18 protein-coding genes are annotated in these 18,816 nt (G+C 58.1%); 9 read left to right on the forward strand and 9 right to left on the reverse strand.

From position 1 onward, the window contains the following. The 9 genes from PMI18_RS00110 to rpsB form a co-directional block, all read right to left on the reverse strand. On the reverse strand, positions 1–548 hold a 548-nt coding region (locus PMI18_RS00110), incomplete at its 3' end, for a POTRA domain-containing protein (protein ID WP_007907964.1). 72 nt (positions 549–620) lie between these two features. After that, on the reverse strand, positions 621–1,973 hold the full coding sequence (rseP, locus tag PMI18_RS00105) for a sigma E protease regulator RseP (RefSeq protein WP_007907966.1): 1,353 nt from the start codon (positions 1,971–1,973) through the stop codon (positions 621–623). Between the two features lie 52 nt (positions 1,974–2,025). Continuing rightward, positions 2,026–3,216: a 1-deoxy-D-xylulose-5-phosphate reductoisomerase gene (gene ispC / locus PMI18_RS00100; protein ID WP_007907967.1), complete on the reverse strand. Its 1,191-nt coding sequence runs from the start codon at positions 3,214–3,216 to the stop codon at positions 2,026–2,028. Further along, the gene (locus PMI18_RS00095; RefSeq protein ID WP_007907968.1) at positions 3,213–4,019 is read right to left on the reverse strand and encodes a phosphatidate cytidylyltransferase; all 807 of its coding nucleotides are present in this window, start codon (positions 4,017–4,019) and stop codon (positions 3,213–3,215) included. The genes ispC and PMI18_RS00095 overlap by 4 nt, the downstream gene beginning before the upstream one ends. Further along, a complete protein-coding gene (gene uppS / locus PMI18_RS00090; protein ID WP_007907977.1) occupies positions 4,019–4,774 on the reverse strand; it encodes a polyprenyl diphosphate synthase in 756 nt (251 codons plus the stop codon). Before uppS ends, PMI18_RS00095 begins: the two co-directional genes overlap by 1 nt. Positions 4,775–4,787: 13 nt before the next feature. Further along, positions 4,788–5,345 carry a ribosome recycling factor gene (frr, locus tag PMI18_RS00085; RefSeq protein WP_007907979.1) on the reverse strand — a complete coding sequence of 186 codons (558 nt, stop codon included), beginning with the start codon at positions 5,343–5,345 and terminating at the stop codon, positions 4,788–4,790. After that, the gene (gene pyrH / locus PMI18_RS00080) at positions 5,342–6,085 is read right to left on the reverse strand and encodes a UMP kinase (RefSeq protein WP_003172271.1); all 744 of its coding nucleotides are present in this window, start codon (positions 6,083–6,085) and stop codon (positions 5,342–5,344) included. The genes frr and pyrH overlap by 4 nt, the downstream gene beginning before the upstream one ends. 209 nt (positions 6,086–6,294) lie before the next feature. Further along, positions 6,295–7,158: a translation elongation factor Ts gene (tsf, locus tag PMI18_RS00075; protein ID WP_007907988.1), complete on the reverse strand. Its 864-nt coding sequence runs from the start codon at positions 7,156–7,158 to the stop codon at positions 6,295–6,297. A 192-nt stretch (positions 7,159–7,350) separates the two neighbouring features. Continuing rightward, a complete protein-coding gene (rpsB, locus tag PMI18_RS00070) occupies positions 7,351–8,088 on the reverse strand; it encodes a 30S ribosomal protein S2 (RefSeq protein ID WP_007907989.1) in 738 nt (245 codons plus the stop codon). A gap of 372 nt (positions 8,089–8,460) precedes the next feature. On the opposite strand from rpsB, the gene map reads away from it, so the two are divergent. From map to PMI18_RS00025, 9 genes are all read left to right on the forward strand, one after another. Further along, the gene (gene map / locus PMI18_RS00065; protein ID WP_007907990.1) at positions 8,461–9,243 is read left to right on the forward strand and encodes a type I methionyl aminopeptidase; all 783 of its coding nucleotides are present in this window, start codon (positions 8,461–8,463) and stop codon (positions 9,241–9,243) included. A 45-nt stretch (positions 9,244–9,288) separates the two neighbouring features. Then, positions 9,289–11,991 (forward strand): [protein-PII] uridylyltransferase, encoded by a 2,703-nt coding sequence (locus PMI18_RS00060; protein ID WP_007907991.1) that lies wholly within the window; start codon positions 9,289–9,291, stop codon positions 11,989–11,991. Positions 11,992–12,120: 129 nt separating this feature from the next. Continuing rightward, entirely contained in the window at positions 12,121–13,320 is a 1,200-nt protein-coding gene (gene dapC / locus PMI18_RS00055) for a succinyldiaminopimelate transaminase (protein WP_007907992.1), read from the forward strand. Between the two features lie 334 nt (positions 13,321–13,654). Then, a complete protein-coding gene (locus PMI18_RS00050; RefSeq protein ID WP_007907993.1) occupies positions 13,655–14,380 on the forward strand; it encodes a hypothetical protein in 726 nt (241 codons plus the stop codon). A gap of 92 nt (positions 14,381–14,472) precedes the next feature. Further along, entirely contained in the window at positions 14,473–15,213 is a 741-nt protein-coding gene (locus PMI18_RS00045) for a M12 family metallopeptidase (protein ID WP_007907994.1), read from the forward strand. 307 nt (positions 15,214–15,520) lie between these two features. After that, on the forward strand, positions 15,521–15,883 hold the full coding sequence (locus PMI18_RS00040; RefSeq protein ID WP_007907995.1) for an ArsC family reductase: 363 nt from the start codon (positions 15,521–15,523) through the stop codon (positions 15,881–15,883). 33 nt (positions 15,884–15,916) lie between these two features. Continuing rightward, on the forward strand, positions 15,917–16,951 hold the full coding sequence (gene dapD, locus PMI18_RS00035) for a 2,3,4,5-tetrahydropyridine-2,6-dicarboxylate N-succinyltransferase (RefSeq protein WP_007908005.1): 1,035 nt from the start codon (positions 15,917–15,919) through the stop codon (positions 16,949–16,951). Between the two features lie 170 nt (positions 16,952–17,121). Further along, entirely contained in the window at positions 17,122–18,327 is a 1,206-nt protein-coding gene (locus PMI18_RS00030) for an aminotransferase class V-fold PLP-dependent enzyme (RefSeq protein ID WP_007908006.1), read from the forward strand. Then, positions 18,324–18,728, forward strand: coding sequence for a SufE family protein (locus PMI18_RS00025; protein WP_007908007.1), 405 nt, complete (start codon positions 18,324–18,326; stop codon positions 18,726–18,728). The genes PMI18_RS00030 and PMI18_RS00025 overlap by 4 nt, the downstream gene beginning before the upstream one ends. Positions 18,729–18,816: the final 88 nt, after the last annotated feature.

Consider the following 18,816-nt stretch of genomic DNA (forward strand, 5'->3'; position numbering starts at 1 on the left):
CCCACCACGTTGATGTGCTGGATAGCTGCAACGGTGCCTTCGTTGATGTTGACCTTCAGGCCCACGCGGTTGCGCGGTTGCGGCACCACTTCGGTATCGACGGTGGCCGAGTAACGGCCCTGAGCGACGTATTGACGCTGCAGCTCGTTACGCACACCTTCGAGGGTGGCGCGCTGGAAGATCTCGCCTTCGGCCAGACCGGATTGTTTGAGGCCCTTCATCAGGTCTTCAGTGGAGATCGCCTTGTTACCTTCGATCTCGATACTGGCGACCGACGGACGCTCGACTACAGTGATGACGAGGACGTTGCCATCGCGACCCAGCTGGATATCCTGAAAGAACCCGGTTTTGAACAACGCACGAGTGGATTCCACCAGGCGACGATCATCCGCCTGTTCGCCGACGTTCAACGGCAAAGCACCAAAGACGCTACCCGCGGAGACCCGCTGGAGGCCATTGACGCGAATATCAGAGATAGTGAAGGACTCGGCGTGAACTTCGGCGATCATCAATACGGTGAGAACCGCAGTTAGCAGCAGACGTTTCATGAAGTCCTTTCTTATTCCAACTGGCAATAAAAACTGCCGCAAAATGCGGCAGATTCGCAATTCAGCGAAGCGTTACAGTCGACCCAGATCATTGACCAGAGCAAGTAACATCACCCCGACCACCAAACTGATACCGATCTGTATCCCCCAACCTTGCACCCGATCCGACAAGGGACGACCACGCGCCCACTCGATCAGATAAAACAACAAATGTCCCCCATCCAGTACAGGAATGGGCAACAAATTCAGAACCCCCAAGCTAATACTCAGATAAGCAAGGAAATTCAGGAAATCAGCGACACCCGACTGGGCAGAAGCGCCCGCCACTTTAGCAATGGTTATCGGTCCACTCAAGTTTTTTACCGAGAGCTCGCCGAACAACATTTTCTTGAGCGAGTCGAGGGTCAGTACGCTCATGGTCCAGGTGCGTCGGGCACCCTCGCCAATCGCAGCCACCGGACCGTAACTGACTTCGCGAATCATCTCTGGTGGCCAATCGACCGCTTTCACCCCGGCGCCCAGATAACCACTGGGTGACTTGCTCTCGCCGCGAGCGGCCAACGTCACAGGGACGTCGATTTGAGCTCCATCGCGCTCGACGCGCAGCATGATTTTGGTATCTGGATGCATACGGACGATGTCGACTACTTGCTGCCAGTCGTCCAGCGCCTTGCCATCAAGAGCCAACAAGCGGTCACCCGACTTAAGGCCCGCAGCCTTCGCCGGCCCTTTCGGATCAAATTCGGCCAGGACTGGAGGCAACGCCGGACGCCATGGACGAATACCCAACGAGCGAATCGGATCGGGCTCCTCGGCACCCTTGAGCCACTTGTCCAGCACCAGCTCACGGGGTGAGTCCACCGTGGAGCCCTGTTCGCGGACCAGCAATTGAAGGGAACCGCTCTCACCCAGGCGACGGATCAGTTGCAGGTTCACCGCAGCCCAGCCGGAGGTTGGCTCGCCATCGATGGCCATGATTTCCTGGCCCGGGCTCAAACCTGCCTTGGAGGCAATGCTGCCGGACTCGACCGCACCGATAACCGGCCGCACCTGCTCGCTGCCCAGCATTGCCAATGCCCAGAAAAACACCATTGCCAATAGAAAGTTGGCGATCGGGCCGGCCGCGACGATGGCGATGCGCTGACGGACAGATTTGCGATTGAAGGATTGATTGACCTGATCGGCCGGGACCTCGCCTTCACGCTCGTCGAGCATCTTCACGTAGCCACCCAACGGAATGGCGGCGATCACGAATTCAGTGCCCTTACTGTCGTGCCAGCGCAGCAGCGGCATGCCGAAGCCCACGGAGAAACGCAGCACTTTGACCCCACAGCGACGCGCGACCCAGAAATGGCCGAACTCGTGGAAGGTGACCAGCACACCCAGCGCTACCAGGGTGCCGACAATCATATAGAGCGCGCTCATGTACTTTCTCCGCAATCCTATCAGTGCTGCATGGGGCAACGTATTGCAGCACTTATCGCCCGTGACGGCTCAACCATTGCCCGGCCAGTACCCGTGCTTTCGCATCAGCCGTAAACACTGCCTCGAGATCATCTACCGCAACCACAGGCTCGAGGTTCAACACTTCCTCGATAATACTCGCGATTTCCAGGTAGCGAACCCGTCCGTCGAGAAAGGCCGCCACAGCCACCTCATTCGCGGCATTGAGCATAGCCGGCGCGCTATTGCCAGCCTCGGCGGCTTGACGCGCAAGGCGCAGGCAAGGGAAACGCTCTTCATCGGGCGCCTGGAAATCCAGGCGAGCAATGGCAAACAGGTCCAGCGGCGCAACCCCCGAGTCAATCCGCTCCGGCCAGGCCAGGGCATTGGCAATCGGCGTGCGCATGTCAGGATTGCCCAACTGCGCCAATACCGAACCATCGATGTAGTCGACCAACGAATGAATCACGCTCTGCGGGTGAATCACTACTTCGACCTGGGAAGGCGTGGCGTCGAACAGCCAGCAAGCCTCGATCAGCTCGAGCCCTTTGTTCATCATGCTGGCCGAATCCACCGAAATCTTGCGCCCCATGGACCAATTCGGGTGGGCACACGCTTGCTCGGGAGTAACATGCGCCAGTTCGGCCATGGGTGTCTGCCGGAATGGGCCGCCAGAGGCTGTCAGCAAAATCCGCCGCACACCGACCGCGCCAAGTCCACGGGCGAAATCCTGTGGCATGCACTGGAAAATCGCATTGTGCTCGCTGTCGATCGGCAGCAGCACCGAACCGCTTTTGCGCACGGCCTGCATGAACAACGCACCGGACATTACCAGCGCTTCTTTATTGGCCAGAAGAATCTTCTTGCCGGCCTCGACCGCCGCCAGGGTCGGACGCAAGCCCGCTGCACCGACAATAGCCGCCATCACCGCATCGACTTCCGGATCGGAAGCGACCTGGCACAGGCCCTCTTCCCCCACCAGAACGCGGGTCGACAGACCGGCCGCGTGCAAATCGTCCTGCAAGCCCCGGGCAACGCCAGATTCCGGCACGACCGCGAAGCGCGGCGAATGACGCACGCACAACGCCAGCAATTCACTCAAGCGAGTAAAACCGCTCAAGGCGAAAACCTGATAACGCTCGGGATGACGGGCAATGACGTCGAGGGTGCTCAGACCAATCGAACCGGTCGCTCCCAGCACGGTAATCAGTTGTGGGCGGCTCACGGTGCCGCCATCCACAGCAGCACGGCGAATACCGGAATCGCCGCCGTCAGGCTATCGATGCGGTCCAGCACGCCGCCGTGACCGGGCAGCAGATTACTGCTGTCCTTGATCCCCGACTGGCGCTTGAACATGCTTTCGGTGAGATCGCCGACCACTGAAATGAATACGATAATTGCGGCACCGAACAGCCCCATCAACATCTGAGCGTAACTCCAGTCCCGCACAAAGCCGACGATTGCCGTGATCACCAGACTCAGCAGCAAGCCGCCGTACACGCCTTCCCAACTCTTGCCAGGGCTGACCTGCGGCGCCAGCTTGCGCTTGCCGAAGGCCCGACCGGAAAAGTACGCACCGATATCAGCTCCCCAGACCAGAACCATCACCGCCATGATCAGCCAGTTGCCCAAGGACTCCTGCTTGATCAAAACCAGACCTTGCCAGGCCGGTAACAAAATCAACAAACCGATCACCAGTTTGCAGGCAGCACTGGCCCAATGTTCGCTGGACTGCGGATAGGTCAATACCAGGTACGTGGCCACGCCCCACCAGAGCACTGCAGCGCCCAACACCCAAGGCGCGAGCCCCGGCACGATATGCATGACAAACAGCGCCAACGCGACCGCAGCCGCATAGGCAACGCGAATCGACTGAGCCGCGAAACCTGCCAGGCGCGCCCACTCCCACGCCCCGAGCGTCACCACCAGCCCGATGAACAGCGCAAAACCGGACCCTTCGAGCAGGAAAAACCCGCACAGGGCAATCGGCAGCAAGATCAGCGCCGTGATGATTCGTTGTTTAAGCATTAAACCCGGGCTCCAGCCTCGACCTGCTCGCTCGTTTTACCGAAGCGACGCTGGCGAGAAGCGAAATCGGCTAGCGCATTGCGCATGGCGTCGTGTTTGAAGTCCGGCCAGAACAGGTCGGAGAAATACAACTCGGCATAAGCCAGTTGCCACAGCAGGAAGTTGCTGATGCGATGCTCGCCACCGGTACGGATGCACAAGTCCGGCAACGGCAGATCACCGGTCGCCAGACAGGTTTGCAACAGCTCGGGGGTAATGTCCTCCGGTCGCAGATGCCCGGCCTGAACTTCTCGAGCCAGACGCTGCGCGGCTTGCGCGATATCCCACTGACCGCCGTAGTTGGCAGCGATCTGCAGGACAAAGCGGTTAGCACCGACAGTCATCGCCTCGGCTTCGCGCATGGCGGCCTGAAGCTCCGGGTGAAAACGTGAACGATCGCCAATGATGCGCAAACTGATGTTGTTGTCGTTGAGGCGCTTGGCCTCGCGACGCAACGCCTTGAAGAACAGATCCATCAAGGCACTGACTTCATCGGCCGGGCGCTGCCAGTTCTCACTGGAGAACGCGAACAGGGTCAATACTTCGACCCCGGCCTCGGCACACACTTCGATCACCGCACGCACCGCATCCACGCCCGCTTTATGGCCGGCGACACCGGGCATAAAGCGTTTTTTCGCCCAGCGATTATTACCATCCATGATGATCGCGACATGGCGCGGCACCGCGGACGGCGCAGTCTGCTTTGTCTTATCCATTAAAACGTGACCCTTATACGGCCATCAGGTCTTTTTCTTTCTGCGCCAAATTCGCGTCGATTTCAGCCACGTACTTTTTGGTCAGATCATCAATCTCGCCAGTAGCACGACGCTCTTCGTCTTCGCTGATTTCCTTTTCCTTGACCAGATCCTTGAGCTGACTGTTCGCGTCACGACGGATGTTGCGCACCGCAACACGGGCATCTTCAGCGACATCGCGAGCCTGCTTGGTGAAGCCCTTGCGGGTTTCTTCGGTCAGGGCCGGCATGGAGATCAGCAGCAACTCACCGAGGTTGGTCGGGTTGAGGTTCAGACCAGCGCTGCCGATGGCTTTGTCGACGGCACCCAGCATGTTGCGCTCAAAGGCAACCACTTGCAGGGTACGGGCGTCTTTAACAGTGATGTTCGCCACTTGCTTGATCGGAGTGTCGGAGCCGTAGTACGGAACCATCACACCTTCCAAAATGCTCGGGTGCGCCTGGCCTGTACGAATACGCCCGAAATTGTGCGCCAGCGATTCCACGGATTTTTTCATACGCTCTTGAGCGTCTTTCTTGATTTCGTTGATCATTGTTGGCCTTCCTCGATCAGGGTCCCTTCAGCGCCGCCATGTACGATGTTCAGCAGGGCGCCGGGCTTGTTCATGTTAAATACGCGCAATGGCATCTTGTGGTCGCGGCACAGGCAAATGGCCGTCAGATCCATCACACCCAGCTTGCGATCCAGTACTTCATCGTAGGTCAGATGATCGAACTTCTCGGCATGCGGGTCTTTGAATGGATCAGCTGTGTAAACGCCATCGACCTTGGTTGCCTTGAGCACGACGTCAGCGTCGATTTCGATTGCACGCAAGCAGGCTGCCGAATCCGTGGTGAAGAACGGATTACCAGTACCGGCCGCAAAAATCACGACTTCCTTGGCGTTCAGGTGGCGCATGGCTTTGCGGCGATCGTAGTGATCGGTCACGCCAACCATGGAAATGGCCGACATCACGATGGCCGAGATATTGGCACGTTCCAGCGCATCGCGCATGGCCAGGGCGTTCATCACAGTGGCCAGCATGCCCATGTGGTCGCCAGTCACCCGATCCATGCCCGCCGCGCTGAGCGCCGCGCCGCGGAACAGGTTGCCGCCACCGATCACCAGACCGACCTGAACACCGATGCCGACCAGTTGGCCAACTTCCAGCGCCATGCGATCCAGAACTTTCGGATCGATCCCGAACTCTTCCGAGCCCATCAGGGCCTCGCCGCTAAGCTTGAGTAGAATGCGTTTATAGCGAGCCTGATAACCACTGCCCTGCTGAGCCATTGCGAATCTCTCCTGCGGCGTATTTTAAAAATTCTTTGCGGGCTGTTTGCAGCCTGCGTTCACTCTAGCTTGACGCTATCACAGCGCCATCGGAACACGGCTTTGTAAGCCAGTTCCGACGAGAAGCCAAATAAATTGGCATCCCCATCTGAAAAGAGGCTGCGCGCGTGAGCGGGCAGCCTCTTCAGGGCGACAGTTAAAAAACCGTCTTATTGCTTGGCAGCAGCCAGCTGGGCAGCAACTTCTTCAGCGAAGTTGTCGACCGGCTTCTCGATGCCTTCGCCTACTTTGAAGTAGGTGAAGGAAACGATTTCGGCACCGGCTTTCTTGGCCAGCTCGCCGACCTTGATTTCAGGGTTCTTGACGAACGCCTGCTCAACCAGGCTGGCTTCGGCCAAGAACTTGCTGATACGGCCTTTGACCATGTTTTCAACGATGTTTTCCGGCTTGCCGGCGATCTTGTCAGCGTTGAGAGTCAGGAACACGCCTTTCTCACGCTCAACTGCTTCAGCGGAAACTTCCGATGGCAGCAGGAATTCAGGGTTGGTGGCCGCTACGTGCATAGCGATGTCTTTGGCCAGCTCAACGGTGCCGCCCTTGAGAACGACTGCAACACCGATCTTGTTGCCGTGCAGGTAACCACCAACAACGTCACCTTCAACGCGCACCAGACGACGGATGTTGACGTTTTCGCCAACCTTGCCGACCAGAATCAGGCGATCGGCTTCTTGAGCTTCGATCAGCGGAGCAACGTCAGTCAGTTTGTCAGCGAACGCTTTTTCAACGCTTGCAGCAACAAATGCCTTGAAGTCGTCCTGCAGAGCCAGGAAGTCGGTCTGCGAGTTCACTTCCAGCAGAACGGCGGATTTGCCGTCTTCCTTCAGAGCGATCGCGCCTTCAGCAGCCACGTTGCCAGCTTTCTTGGCAGCCTTGATGGCGCCCGAAGCACGCATGTCATCAATGGCTTTTTCGATGTCGCCGCCAGCCTTGGTCAAGGCCTTTTTGCAATCCATCATGCCTTCGCCGGTACGCTCGCGCAGTTCTTTGACCAACGCTGCAGTAATCTCTGCCATTTTCAAATTCCTCTTGGATAGGTTTTCAACCATTCCACCCGATCGAACGGGCGTTCAATTCTTCCCGAACCACCCTTGTTAGCCGCTGCACGTTACAGATGCTGTAGCTGCGCTGCCGACAAATGGTTTTCGAGGTGGCAAAAAGGGGGCCAAGCCCCCTTTTTGCTTACTGAGTCAACGCCAGGGCGTCAGTTACTCAGCTGCAGCTGCCGGAGCTTCTTCAACGAACTGCTCGGTGCCGCCAGCAACGTGGTTGCGACCGCGGATAACAGCGTCAGCCATCGAACCCATGTACAGCTGGATAGCGCGGATTGCGTCATCGTTGCCTGGGATGATGTAGTCAACGCCTTCCGGGCTGCTGTTGGTATCGACTACGCCGATAACCGGGATGCCCAGCTTGTTGGCTTCGGTGATCGCGATGCGCTCGTGATCAACGTCGATAACGAACAGAGCGTCTGGCAGACCGCCCATGTCCTTGATACCACCCAGGGAACGATCCAGCTTCTCAAGATCGCGAGTGCGCATCAGCGCTTCTTTCTTGGTCAGCTTGGCGAAAGTACCGTCTTCGGCTTGCACTTCAAGGTCACGCAGACGCTTGATGGAAGCACGGATGGTTTTGAAGTTGGTCAGCATGCCGCCCAACCAGCGGTGATCGACGTACGGCGAACCGCAACGTGCTGCTTCTTCAGCAACGATCTTGCCAGCGGAACGCTTGGTGCCGACGAACAGAATCTTGTTTTTGCCCTGGGCCAGACGCTCTACGAAAGTCAGAGCTTCGTTGAACATTGGCAGGGTTTTTTCAAGGTTGATAATGTGGATCTTGTTACGCGCGCCGAAAATGTATTTACCCATTTTCGGGTTCCAGTAACGGGTCTGGTGACCGAAGTGCACACCGGCCTTCAGCATATCGCGCATGTTGACTTGGGACATGATAGTTCCTTAATAAGTCGGGTTTGGCCTCCACGTATCCCAATGACCAACCAGCAGCATCAGCTGAAGGCACCCAGGTCATCGTGTCGACACGTGTGTGGATTTAAGCTTTTCAGGGTATCCCCGGAAAGCGGCGCATTTTATACCATAAGGCAGAAAAAAACGGAACCCGAATTCTGAAAACCTGGGGAATGCTTTTGGCCCCGCCTTGGAATCCCCCCAGAATGCGCCATCCTATAGAGTGAAGCGATGCACAGAGGCTCAGATTTGCGCTGATCGTCTGGTAGAATCGCGTTTTTCAGGGCCGCGATGATTGTTCGCGCAATGCCCATTTCGTTTTAGAAGGCGCCATTGAGCGCAGAGAGAGCCTGTATGACCGTCACCCTCAAAACCCCAGAGGACATCGCAAAAATGCGGATCGCCGGCAAATTGGCCGCCGATGTGCTGGAAATGATTGCCGATTATGTCAAGCCGGGTGTCACCACCGAAGAGCTGGACCGCATCTGCCACGACTATATCGTCAATGAGCAGAAAGCCATCCCTGCCCCGCTCAACTACAAGGGCTTCCCGAAGTCGATCTGCACCTCGATCAACCACGTGGTCTGCCACGGCATCCCCAACGAGAAACCGTTGAAGGACGGCGACACGCTGAACATCGACGTCACCGTGATCAAGGACGGTTACCACGGCGACACCAGCCGCATGTTCCACGTCGGTTCCGTTCCGGTCTGGGCCGAGCGTCTGTCCCAGGTGACTCAGGAATGCATGTACAAGGCCATCGAACTGGTCAAACCCGGCTGCCGCCTGGGCGATATCGGTGAAGTGATCCAGAAGCACGCGGAAAAGAACGGTTTCTCGGTGGTTCGCGAGTTTTGCGGTCATGGCATCGGCAAGGTGTTCCACGAAGAACCGCAGATTCTGCACTACGGCCGTGCCGGCACCGGCATGGAACTGAAAGCCGGCATGACCTTCACCATCGAGCCGATGATCAACCAGGGCAAGGCCGACACCAAGGTGTTGGGCGACGGCTGGACCGCCATCACCAAGGACCGCAAGCTGTCGGCACAATGGGAACACACCCTGCTGGTGACCGAAACCGGTTACGAGATCTTCACCCTGCGCAGCGACGATACCATCGCGCGCGTTTCGGCCTGATCCCGCTCGCTCCGTTCCCAGCCTTATAGAAAGGAAAGCCAATCGATGCCGCAGGTGGATCCCGAACTCTTCGACCGCGGCCAGTTCCAGGCTGAACTGGCCCTGAAGGCAAGCCCTATTGCTGCTTTCAAGAAGGCGATCCGTCAGGCCCGCGAGGTGCTCGACGAGCGGTTCCGCAGTGGCCGGGATATTCGCCGGCTGATCGAGGATCGCGCCTGGTTTATCGACAACATCCTGCAACAAGCCTGGGAACAGTTTAACTGGAGCGAAGACGCCGATATCGCCCTGGTGGCGGTCGGCGGCTACGGTCGCGGCGAGTTACATCCCTATTCCGACATCGATCTGCTGATTTTGCTGGACAGCGCCGATCACGAAATTTTTCGGGATTCCATCGAACGTTTTCTGACGTTGCTGTGGGACATCGGCCTGGAAGTCGGCCAGAGCGTTCGTTCGGTGGACGAATGCGCCGTCGAGGCCCGTGCCGACCTGACGGTCGTCACCAATCTGATGGAAAGCCGCACCATTTGCGGCCCCGAGCGGCTGCGCCAGCGCATGCTGGATGTCACCAGCACCGCGCACATGTGGCCGAGCAAGGAGTTCTTCCTGGCCAAGCGCGCCGAGCAAAAGGCCCGTCACCACAAATACAACGACACTGAATACAACCTGGAACCCAACGTCAAAGGCTCGCCCGGTGGCCTTCGGGATATTCAGACGATTCTCTGGGTGGCCCGTCGCGAATACGGCACCCTGAACCTGCGGGCCCTGGCGGGCGAAGGTTTCCTGGTGGAGAGCGAAAACGCCCTGCTGGCCTCCTCCCAGGAGTTTCTGTGGAAGGTACGTTACGCCCTGCACATGCTCGCCGGCCGTTCCGAAGACCGCCTGCTGTTCGATCACCAGCGCTCGATTGCCGGGCTGCTGGGTTTCGCAGGCAACGATGCCAAGCAAGCCATCGAAAACTTCATGCAGCAGTACTACCGGGTGGTCATGAGCATTGCCCAGCTCAGCGACCTGATCATCCAGCACTTTGAAGAAGTGATCCTGGCGCCCGAAGACGAAGCACCACCGCAGCCGATCAATTCACGGTTCCAGCTGCATGACGGCTACATCGAGGCACGTAGCGACAATGTGTTCCGCCGTACGCCATTCGCCATGCTCGAGATTTTTGTGCTGATGGCCCAGCAACCGGAGATCAAAGGCGTACGCGCCGATACCATCCGCCTGCTGCGCGAGAATCGTCATCTGATTGATGACGACTTCCGCAACGATATTCGTAACACCAGCCTGTTCATCGAGCTGTTCAAGTGCAAGATCGGCATCCACCGCAATTTGCGGCGGATGAACCGTTACGGCATTCTTGGGCGCTATCTGCCGGAGTTCGGTTTCATTGTCGGGCAGATGCAGCATGACCTGTTTCACATCTATACGGTCGACGCGCATACCCTGAACCTGATCAAGCACTTGCGTAAGCTGCAGTACACCCAGGTGTCGGAAAAATTCCCGCTGGCCAGCAAGCTCATGGCCAAACTGCCCAAACCCGAACTGATTTACCTGGCCGGTCTTTATCACGACATCGGCAAGGGCCGGCATGGCGATCACTCGGAAATCGGCGCCGTGGATGCCGAAGCCTTTTGCCAGCGCCACCAATTGCCGATCTGGGACAGCCGCCTGATCGTATGGCTGGTACAGAACCATTTGGTGATGTCGACCACGGCCCAGCGCAAGGACCTGTCCGACCCGCACGTGATCCACGATTTCGCGCAGACCGTAGGCGATGAAACCCGCCTCGATTATCTGTACGTGCTGACCGTTGCCGACATCAACGCAACCAACCCGACGCTGTGGAACTCCTGGCGCGCGAGCCTGTTGCGCCAGCTCTACACCGAGACCAAGCGCGCCTTGCGTCGTGGTCTGGAAAACCCGGTGGATCGCGAAGAGCAGATCCGCCAGACCCAGAGCGCGGCGCTGGACATTCTCGTACGCGGCGGCAACGATCCGGACGATGTCGAGCAGCTCTGGGCGCAATTGGGCGATGACTATTTCCTGCGCCACACCGCCGGCGACGTGGCCTGGCACACTGATGCGATTTTGCAGCAGCCGGCCGACGGCGGCCCGCTGGTGCTGATCAAGGAAACCACCCAGCGTGAGTTCGAGGGCGGTACGCAGATCTTCATTTATGCACCGGACCAGCACGACTTTTTCGCCGTGACCGTGGCGGCGATGGATCAGCTCAATCTGAACATTCACGACGCCCGGGTCATCACCTCGAGCAGCCAGTTCACTCTCGACACCTATATCGTGCTCGACACCGATGGCGACTCGATCGGCGACAACCCGGCACGGGTCAAGCAGATCCGCGAAGGCCTGACCGAAGCCCTGCGCAACCCAGACAATTACCCGACCATCATTCAGCGTCGGGTGCCGCGCCAGCTCAAGCATTTCGCGTTTGCTCCACAGGTGACGATCCACAACGACGCTCAGCGTCCGGTGACCGTGCTGGAACTTAGCGCGCCTGACCGCCCTGGGCTGCTGGCGCGGATCGGCACGATCTTCCTCGAGTTCGATCTGTCGCTGCAGAACGCCAAGATCGCTACTCTGGGCGAGCGCGTGGAAGACGTGTTTTTCATCACCGATGCGAACAATCAGCCGCTATCCGACCCGTTGCTGTGCAGCCGGTTGCAGGATGCAATCGTCGAACAGCTGAGCGTCAGCCAGGAACCCGATATCAAACTTTCGCGCATCAGCATCTGAATAATAACTTTCCCCCTGTGGGCATGGACTTCCTGTGGACAGGGGGCTTGTGGTGGTGAGGGGGCAAGCCTCCTCACCACCAAAAGCCCCCTGCACCACATTAGCCCTCCCACATTGAACGAGGCCCCCATGAACAACGCTCTGAACCAGTTGCAGCCCTACCCGTTCGAAAAGCTCCGCGCCCTGCTCGGCAGCGTCACGCCAAACCCGGATAAACGCGCCATTGCGTTATCCATCGGCGAACCGAAGCACCGTTCGCCTAGCTTCGTCGCCGAAGCGCTGGCGAGCAATCTGGATCAGATGGCCGTGTACCCGACCACCCTCGGCATCCCGGCCTTGCGTGAAGCCATCGCCGCCTGGTGCGAACGCCGCTTCAGCGTCCCGAACGGCTGGCTCGACCCGGCGCGCAACGTGCTGCCGGTCAATGGCACCCGCGAAGCGCTGTTCGCGTTCACCCAGACCGTAGTCAACCGTGGCGAAGACGCGCTGGTGGTCAGCCCGAATCCGTTCTATCAGATCTACGAAGGCGCGGCGTTCCTTGCCGGAGCCAAGCCGCACTACCTCCCGTGCCTGGATGAAAACGGCTTCAACCCGGATTTCGACGCTGTTTCGCCGGACATCTGGAAGCGCTGCCAGATCCTGTTCCTGTGCTCGCCGGGCAACCCGACCGGCGCCCTGATCCCGGTCGACACCCTGAAAAAACTGATCGCCCTGGCCGACGAATACGACTTCGTGATCGCCGCGGACGAATGCTACAGCGAACTGTACTTCGACGAACAAACCCCACCAGCCGGCCTGCTCAGCGCCTGCGTGGAGCTGGGCCGCAAGGACTTCAAACGCTGCGTGGTTTTCCACAGCCTGTCCAAGCGCTCCAACCTGCCAGGCTTGCGCTCGGGGTTTGTCGCCGGTGACGCCGACATTCTCAAGGGCTTCCTGCTGTACCGCACCTATCACGGCTGCGCGATGCCGGTTCAGACCCAACTGGCCAGCGTTGCCGCTTGGAATGATGAAGTGCATGTACGGGCCAATCGCGCGCTGTATCGCGAGAAATACGATGCGGTGCTGGAGATTCTCAGCCCGGTGATGGATGTACAGCGCCCGGACGGTGGTTTCTACCTGTGGCCAAGTGTGAATGGCGATGATGCGGCGTTCTGCCGGGATCTGTTTGCCGAGGAACATGTGACCGTGGTGCCGGGCTCCTACCTGTCCCGCGAAGTCGATGGCATCAACCCGGGCGCCGGGCGCGTGCGCATGGCGCTGGTAGCGCCGCTGGCTGAATGTGTAGAAGCCGCCGAACGCATTCGCGCGTTCATTACCCGACGCAAGTAAGTATTCCCGTCCCGCCCGCGCTGTGCAATGCAGTGCGGGTGACTCATAACAAAAAGTTAAAACTTTCTATTTCCATACACCCGCACTAATGAAGCGTCTTTTAACGCCTCCCTGAATCTCTCATTCGCAAACATCAACTCTACCATCCGACCAACGCTCGATATTTAACTTACCCTCGCCAAAACAACCACCACCGTTACAACAGCATACACTCACTGCATTTACCAACACCTCACCCGTCGCTAGCATTAAAAAACGCCGCACTTATTTTCCAGACCAAGAAAAACAGGAAGTCGGCGCAGCCATTAAAACTTCTTAAGCAGAGTAACAAACTATGCAAATCATCCAGACATGCACAGGAATCTTGAGTGTTTACGCACAGCATTCCCGAGACACCGCGATCACCGAGAACCCCGACAACGAAACGAGCACATCTCATCCAGAGAGCAAAAGTCACAACCGATTCTGGGCACAAAACCGAACACTGGATATCTCTATAACCAGCAACTTCCCTAGTTTCAAAGAACTTATTAAAGAATCAATTTTGACCTGGGCCCCGCACATCAATCTGACCCTGCGCTTTGTCGAGGGAAATGAAGGCGTCATTCGAATCACTGACACTCCCGACGCGCTCGAACGCAACGGACATTGGTCCGCCCTAGGCACCGATGCGCTTCTGATTCCCTCTCACGTGCCGACGATGCAAATTCACCGTCGACTACGTGAGAGCGCTCCTGGGCCGACGATCCTGCATATGTTCGGACACGCGCTTGGTCTGGAGCACGCGCATCAGCACCCGGACGCGAATATTGACTGGCATCTCCCCAACCTTTACAAAGGCTATGGCGAAATCGGCTATTCGCAAGATCAGGTCTTGGAATACATTCTTCCCAAGCAGAGAAGTGCCTACACGCAACTCGTCCCTTACGACAAATCTTCGATCATGCACTTCCCATTCCCAAGCGAAGTCATTTTTAACGATATCGAATATGGCTACTACACCGAACTGTCCGACGGCGACATCAAAGCAATCAGTGCGATCTATCCAGTCGCCTCTTGACTCATTGATCTACTGCAACATTTATATTTAACCATCCATTTTTCTGCTCAACCATTGATTCGAGCATGGAAAACATCCCCATAAGAGCCCCCATGACACTTATTAATATTTGCGCTGGCGTTCCCAGCGTTGACCCACAACTTTCGTATCAAACCGCAGCCAGTGAAGACCGTGCAAACACAGGAAGCACTGGCGGACGCTCCAAAAGAAGCATTGGCAATCACTCTAAATTCTGGGCCCAACGTCGAACTATCGATGTCGCCTTTCTAAGTTCCAACCTGGAGTTCATAGAGTTTGCCAAAGAAGAGATCAGCGATTGGACACCCCACATCAACCTCAACATCAGGTTCGTCGAGGGCACCAAAGGCGATATCAGGATCTCCGACAGTACCGAACTGACAGGACACTGGTCATGCATTGGTACCGACGCGCTGACAGTGCCAGCAGACGAACCGACCCTGCACATTGATCTCACGACCATGGAAATGCCGTGGCATGTGGCCATGTTGCATGAATTCGGTCATGCCCTTGGCCTGGAACACGAGCATCAACACCCTGAGGCAAACATCGATTGGAACACGCCTAAGGTGTATGAGGCCTTTGAAAATGCCGGGCACTCAAAAGACACTATCTATCGCAACATCTTTAGAACACTGGAGCTTACGGACAAGCAGATCAGCCCCTACGACAAGCAATCCATCATGCATTACCACTTCCCTGCCGAGCTGATATGGGATGGAACCGACTACCCTATGAACAAGAAACTGTCTGAAAAAGACATCAGTTTCATCAGCTCTATCTACCCGCGAAACACTGACCCGATACCGAGCTGAGCCAGCTGGTTCGACCTCGCCTACATCAAGCTCACCACTACTTCTCGCAGTACGTCATCACCCATCGGGTGATGACGACTGAGGCCGTACCAGGCCAGGCGTTGCGTCCGCAGCGCTTTCAAGCGCACACAATCGACAGCATTGAAGTGCCATATTAGCCGCCTAGACTCCAGGCTGACCGTCGCCCCAATGTCGCATGGAACAACGGACGGCCAGGACAAAAAGACAAACCCGACCACAGCCGACGCGAAACCGTCCGGTCATGGCATAATCCGTCACTTTCAGCACCTGCAAAGGGGGCAATTCCTTGACCGCTTCAAGCAAAACGTTGCACCTTTTCGGCATCAAAGCCTGCGACACCATGAAAAAGGCGCGCACCTGGCTCGATGAACACGCTGTCAGCTATGACTTTCATGATTACAAAACGGTCGGAATCGACCGTGAACACCTGAGCCAATGGTGCGACGAGCACGGCTGGCAAGTGGTGTTGAACCGTGCAGGCACGACCTTTCGCAAGCTCGACGACGAACGCAAAGCCGATCTCGACCAGCGCAAAGCCATCGAACTGATGCTCGCACAACCTTCGATGATCAAGCGCCCGGTGCTCGATCTCGGTGACCGAACCCTGATTGGCTTCAAGCCAGATATCTACGCGGCAGCGCTCAAGTAAGGCAGCCCGTTCCATTTTGTTAGAGGTATCAACATGTCCACTACCCTGTTCAGCCTGGCCTTTGGTGTCGGCACTCAAAACCGTCAAGGCGCATGGCTGGAAGTGTTTTACGCGCAGCCACTGCTCAACCCGTCGGCCGAACTGGTCGCCGCCATTGCGCCGGTTCTGGGCTACACCGAAGGCAATCAGGCCATCGCCTTCAGCACCGCTCAGGCGTCCCAACTGGCCGAAGCGCTGAAAAGCGTCGACGCTGCACAAGCGGCACTGCTGACCCGTCTGGCCGAGAGCCACAAGCCGCTGGTCGCCACGCTGCTGGCCGAAGATGCACAGCTGAGCTCCACGCCTGAGGCTTACCTCAAGCTGCACCTGCTGTCCCATCGCCTGGTCAAGCCGCACGGCCTGAACCTCGCCGGGATCTTCCCGTTGCTGCCGAACGTGGCCTGGACCAGCCAGGGCGCGATCGATCTGGCCGAACTGGCCGAGCATCAACTGGAAGCCCGTCTGCGCGGCGAGCTGCTGGAAGTGTTCTCGGTGGACAAGTTCCCGAAAATGACCGACTACGTGGTACCGGCCGGCGTGCGTATCGCTGACGCGGCGCGTATTCGCCTGGGCGCTTACGTGGGCGAAGGCACCACCGTGATGCACGAAGGTTTCGTCAACTTCAACGCCGGCACCGAAGGCCCGGGCATGATCGAAGGCCGAGTGTCGGCGGGCGTTTTCGTTGGCAAGGGTTCGGACCTGGGCGGCGGCTGCTCGACCATGGGCACCCTGTCGGGTGGCGGCAACATCGTGATCAAGGTCGGCGAAGGCTGCCTGATCGGCGCCAACGCCGGTATCGGCATCCCGTTGGGCGATCGCAACACCGTTGAGTCGGGCCTGTACGTGACCGCTGGTACTAAAGTGGCGCTGCTGGACGAAAACAACAAACTGGTCAAAGTCGTGAAGGCGCGTGAACTGGCCGGCCAACCTGACCTGCTGTTCCGTCGCAATTCGGAGACCGGTGCCGTGGAATGCAAAACCCACAAATCGGCCATCGAACTGAACGAAGCGCTGCACGCTCACAACTAAGCAGAGCGTCAAACGATTACCTGAACTTGTAGGAGCGAGGCTTGCCCGCGAAGCTTTTGACGCCAGTAATGACGCCTTCGCGAGCAAGCTTCGCTCCTACACAGGTCCGGCGTAGACCCGACCATCAGGTCAGGCGTACACCCCGCCCATGTTCACCAGGGCCCGATAGCATGATGATTCCCTCTCCCTGGCGCGCCGATTTCCCGGCCATCGCCGCCCTGCAACGGCAAGACCAGACTTATCTGGACAACGCCGCCACCACGCAAAAACCTCAAGCCCTGCTGGATGCCCTGGCGCATTACTACGCCAACGGCGCGGCCAACGTGCATCGGGCGCAACACTTGCCCGGCGCCCATGCCACCCAGGCGTTCGAAGACAGTCGCAGCAAAGTCGCGCAATGGCTCAATGCCGGCGATTGCGGGCAGATCATCTTTACCCACGGCGCGACGTCCGCGCTGAACCTCCTGGCCTATGGCCTGGAACACGTATTCAATCCGGGCGATGAAATTGTCATCAGCGCTCTGGAGCATCACGCCAACCTGTTGCCGTGGCAGCAACTGGCCCAGCGTCGCGACTTGAAACTGGTGATCCTGCCACTGGATGCCGACGGCTTGATTGACCTTGAAGCTGCCTCTCGCCTGATCGGCCCGCGTACCCGTTTGCTGGCGGTCAGTCAGCTGTCCAACGTGCTCGGCGCCTGGCAGCCGTTGCCCGCGTTACTGGCGATGGCCAAAGCGCACCATGCGCTGACCGTGGTCGACGGCGCTCAAGGCGTGGTCCATGGTCGGCATGACGTGCAAGCATTGGGCTGCGACTTCTATGTGTTTTCCAGCCACAAGCTCTACGGCCCGGATGGCCTGGGTGCGCTGTTCGGTCGTCATGAAGCGCTCGAACAACTGCGCCCGTGGCAGTTCGGCGGCGAAATGGTGCTGGATGCCAACTACCACGACGCCCGCTTTCGTCCTGCACCGCTGGGGTTCGAGGCCGGTACGCCGCCGATTTCCAGCGTGATTGGCCTGGGGGCGACCCTGGATTATCTGGCCGGGCTGGATCAGGACGCCGTGTCCGCCCACGAAGCGGCGCTGCATGACTATCTGCTCAAAGGCCTTGAAGCGCGCAACGGCATCCGGTTGCTGGGCAAGCCGCAACTGGCACTGGCCAGTTTTGTCGTCGAGGGTGTGCATAACGCTGATCTGGCGCATTTGCTGACCGAACAGGGAATCGCCGTACGCGCCGGTCATCATTGCGCCATGCCGTTGCTCAAAAGCTTTGAACTGGCCGGGGCTATTCGGGTGTCGTTGGCGTTGTACAACGACTCCGAAGACCTTGAACGTTTTTTTGAAGCGCTGGATCAGGCCCTGGAGTTGTTGCGATGACCTTGCCCGCCGATGCCGTCACCGCGCTGGATACTTTTCAGCAGGCTGCAAGCTGGGAACAGCGGGCGCGGCTGCTGATGCAATGGGGTGACCGTCTGCCGCCGTTGAGTGATGTGGATAAGGTCGAGGCCAACCGCGTGCATGGCTGTGAGAGCCAGGTGTGGCTGGTCGGTGCGTTGCAGGACGGGCATTGGCAATTCAGCGCCAGCAGCGATGCACGCTTGATTCGTGGGTTGGTGGCGCTGCTGCTGGCACGGGTCAACGGGTTGTCCGCAGTTGAGTTGCAGCAGGTGGATTTGGCGGATTGGTTTAATCAGCTGGGGCTGGGTCGCCAGTTGTCCCAATCCCGCAGTAATGGCTTGAATGCCGTGTTACAGCGGATGCGTGAACTGGCCGCCTGACCGATCGTTCCCACGCTCTGCGTGGGAATGCCTCAAGGGACGCTCCGCGTTCCAGCTCTAGAAAGGGACGCGGAGCGTCCCGGGCTGC

It is taken from the genome of Pseudomonas sp. GM102, assembly GCF_000282555.1.
In the GTDB taxonomy this organism is placed as follows: domain Bacteria; phylum Pseudomonadota; class Gammaproteobacteria; order Pseudomonadales; family Pseudomonadaceae; genus Aquipseudomonas.

Coding starts and splice junctions, on each gene's coding strand:
- tsf (WP_007907988.1), bottom strand. CDS start 7,158: ATGGCAGAGATTACTGCAGCGTTGGTCAAAGAACTGCGCGAGCGTACC.
- PMI18_RS00095 (WP_007907968.1), bottom strand. CDS start 4,019: ATGCTTAAACAACGAATCATCACGGCGCTGATCTTGCTGCCGATTGCC.
- PMI18_RS00045 (WP_007907994.1), top strand. CDS start 14,473: ATGACACTTATTAATATTTGCGCTGGCGTTCCCAGCGTTGACCCACAA.
- pyrH (WP_003172271.1), bottom strand. CDS start 6,085: ATGGCTCAGCAGGGCAGTGGTTATCAGGCTCGCTATAAACGCATTCTA.
- PMI18_RS00025 (WP_007908007.1), top strand. CDS start 18,324: ATGACCTTGCCCGCCGATGCCGTCACCGCGCTGGATACTTTTCAGCAG.
- uppS (WP_007907977.1), bottom strand. CDS start 4,774: ATGGATAAGACAAAGCAGACTGCGCCGTCCGCGGTGCCGCGCCATGTC.
- PMI18_RS00060 (WP_007907991.1), top strand. CDS start 9,289: ATGCCGCAGGTGGATCCCGAACTCTTCGACCGCGGCCAGTTCCAGGCT.
- dapC (WP_007907992.1), top strand. CDS start 12,121: ATGAACAACGCTCTGAACCAGTTGCAGCCCTACCCGTTCGAAAAGCTC.
- dapD (WP_007908005.1), top strand. CDS start 15,917: ATGTCCACTACCCTGTTCAGCCTGGCCTTTGGTGTCGGCACTCAAAAC.
- PMI18_RS00050 (WP_007907993.1), top strand. CDS start 13,655: ATGCAAATCATCCAGACATGCACAGGAATCTTGAGTGTTTACGCACAG.
- rseP (WP_007907966.1), bottom strand. CDS start 1,973: ATGAGCGCGCTCTATATGATTGTCGGCACCCTGGTAGCGCTGGGTGTG.
- PMI18_RS00030 (WP_007908006.1), top strand. CDS start 17,122: ATGATGATTCCCTCTCCCTGGCGCGCCGATTTCCCGGCCATCGCCGCC.
- frr (WP_007907979.1), bottom strand. CDS start 5,345: ATGATCAACGAAATCAAGAAAGACGCTCAAGAGCGTATGAAAAAATCC.
- map (WP_007907990.1), top strand. CDS start 8,461: ATGACCGTCACCCTCAAAACCCCAGAGGACATCGCAAAAATGCGGATC.
- rpsB (WP_007907989.1), bottom strand. CDS start 8,088: ATGTCCCAAGTCAACATGCGCGATATGCTGAAGGCCGGTGTGCACTTC.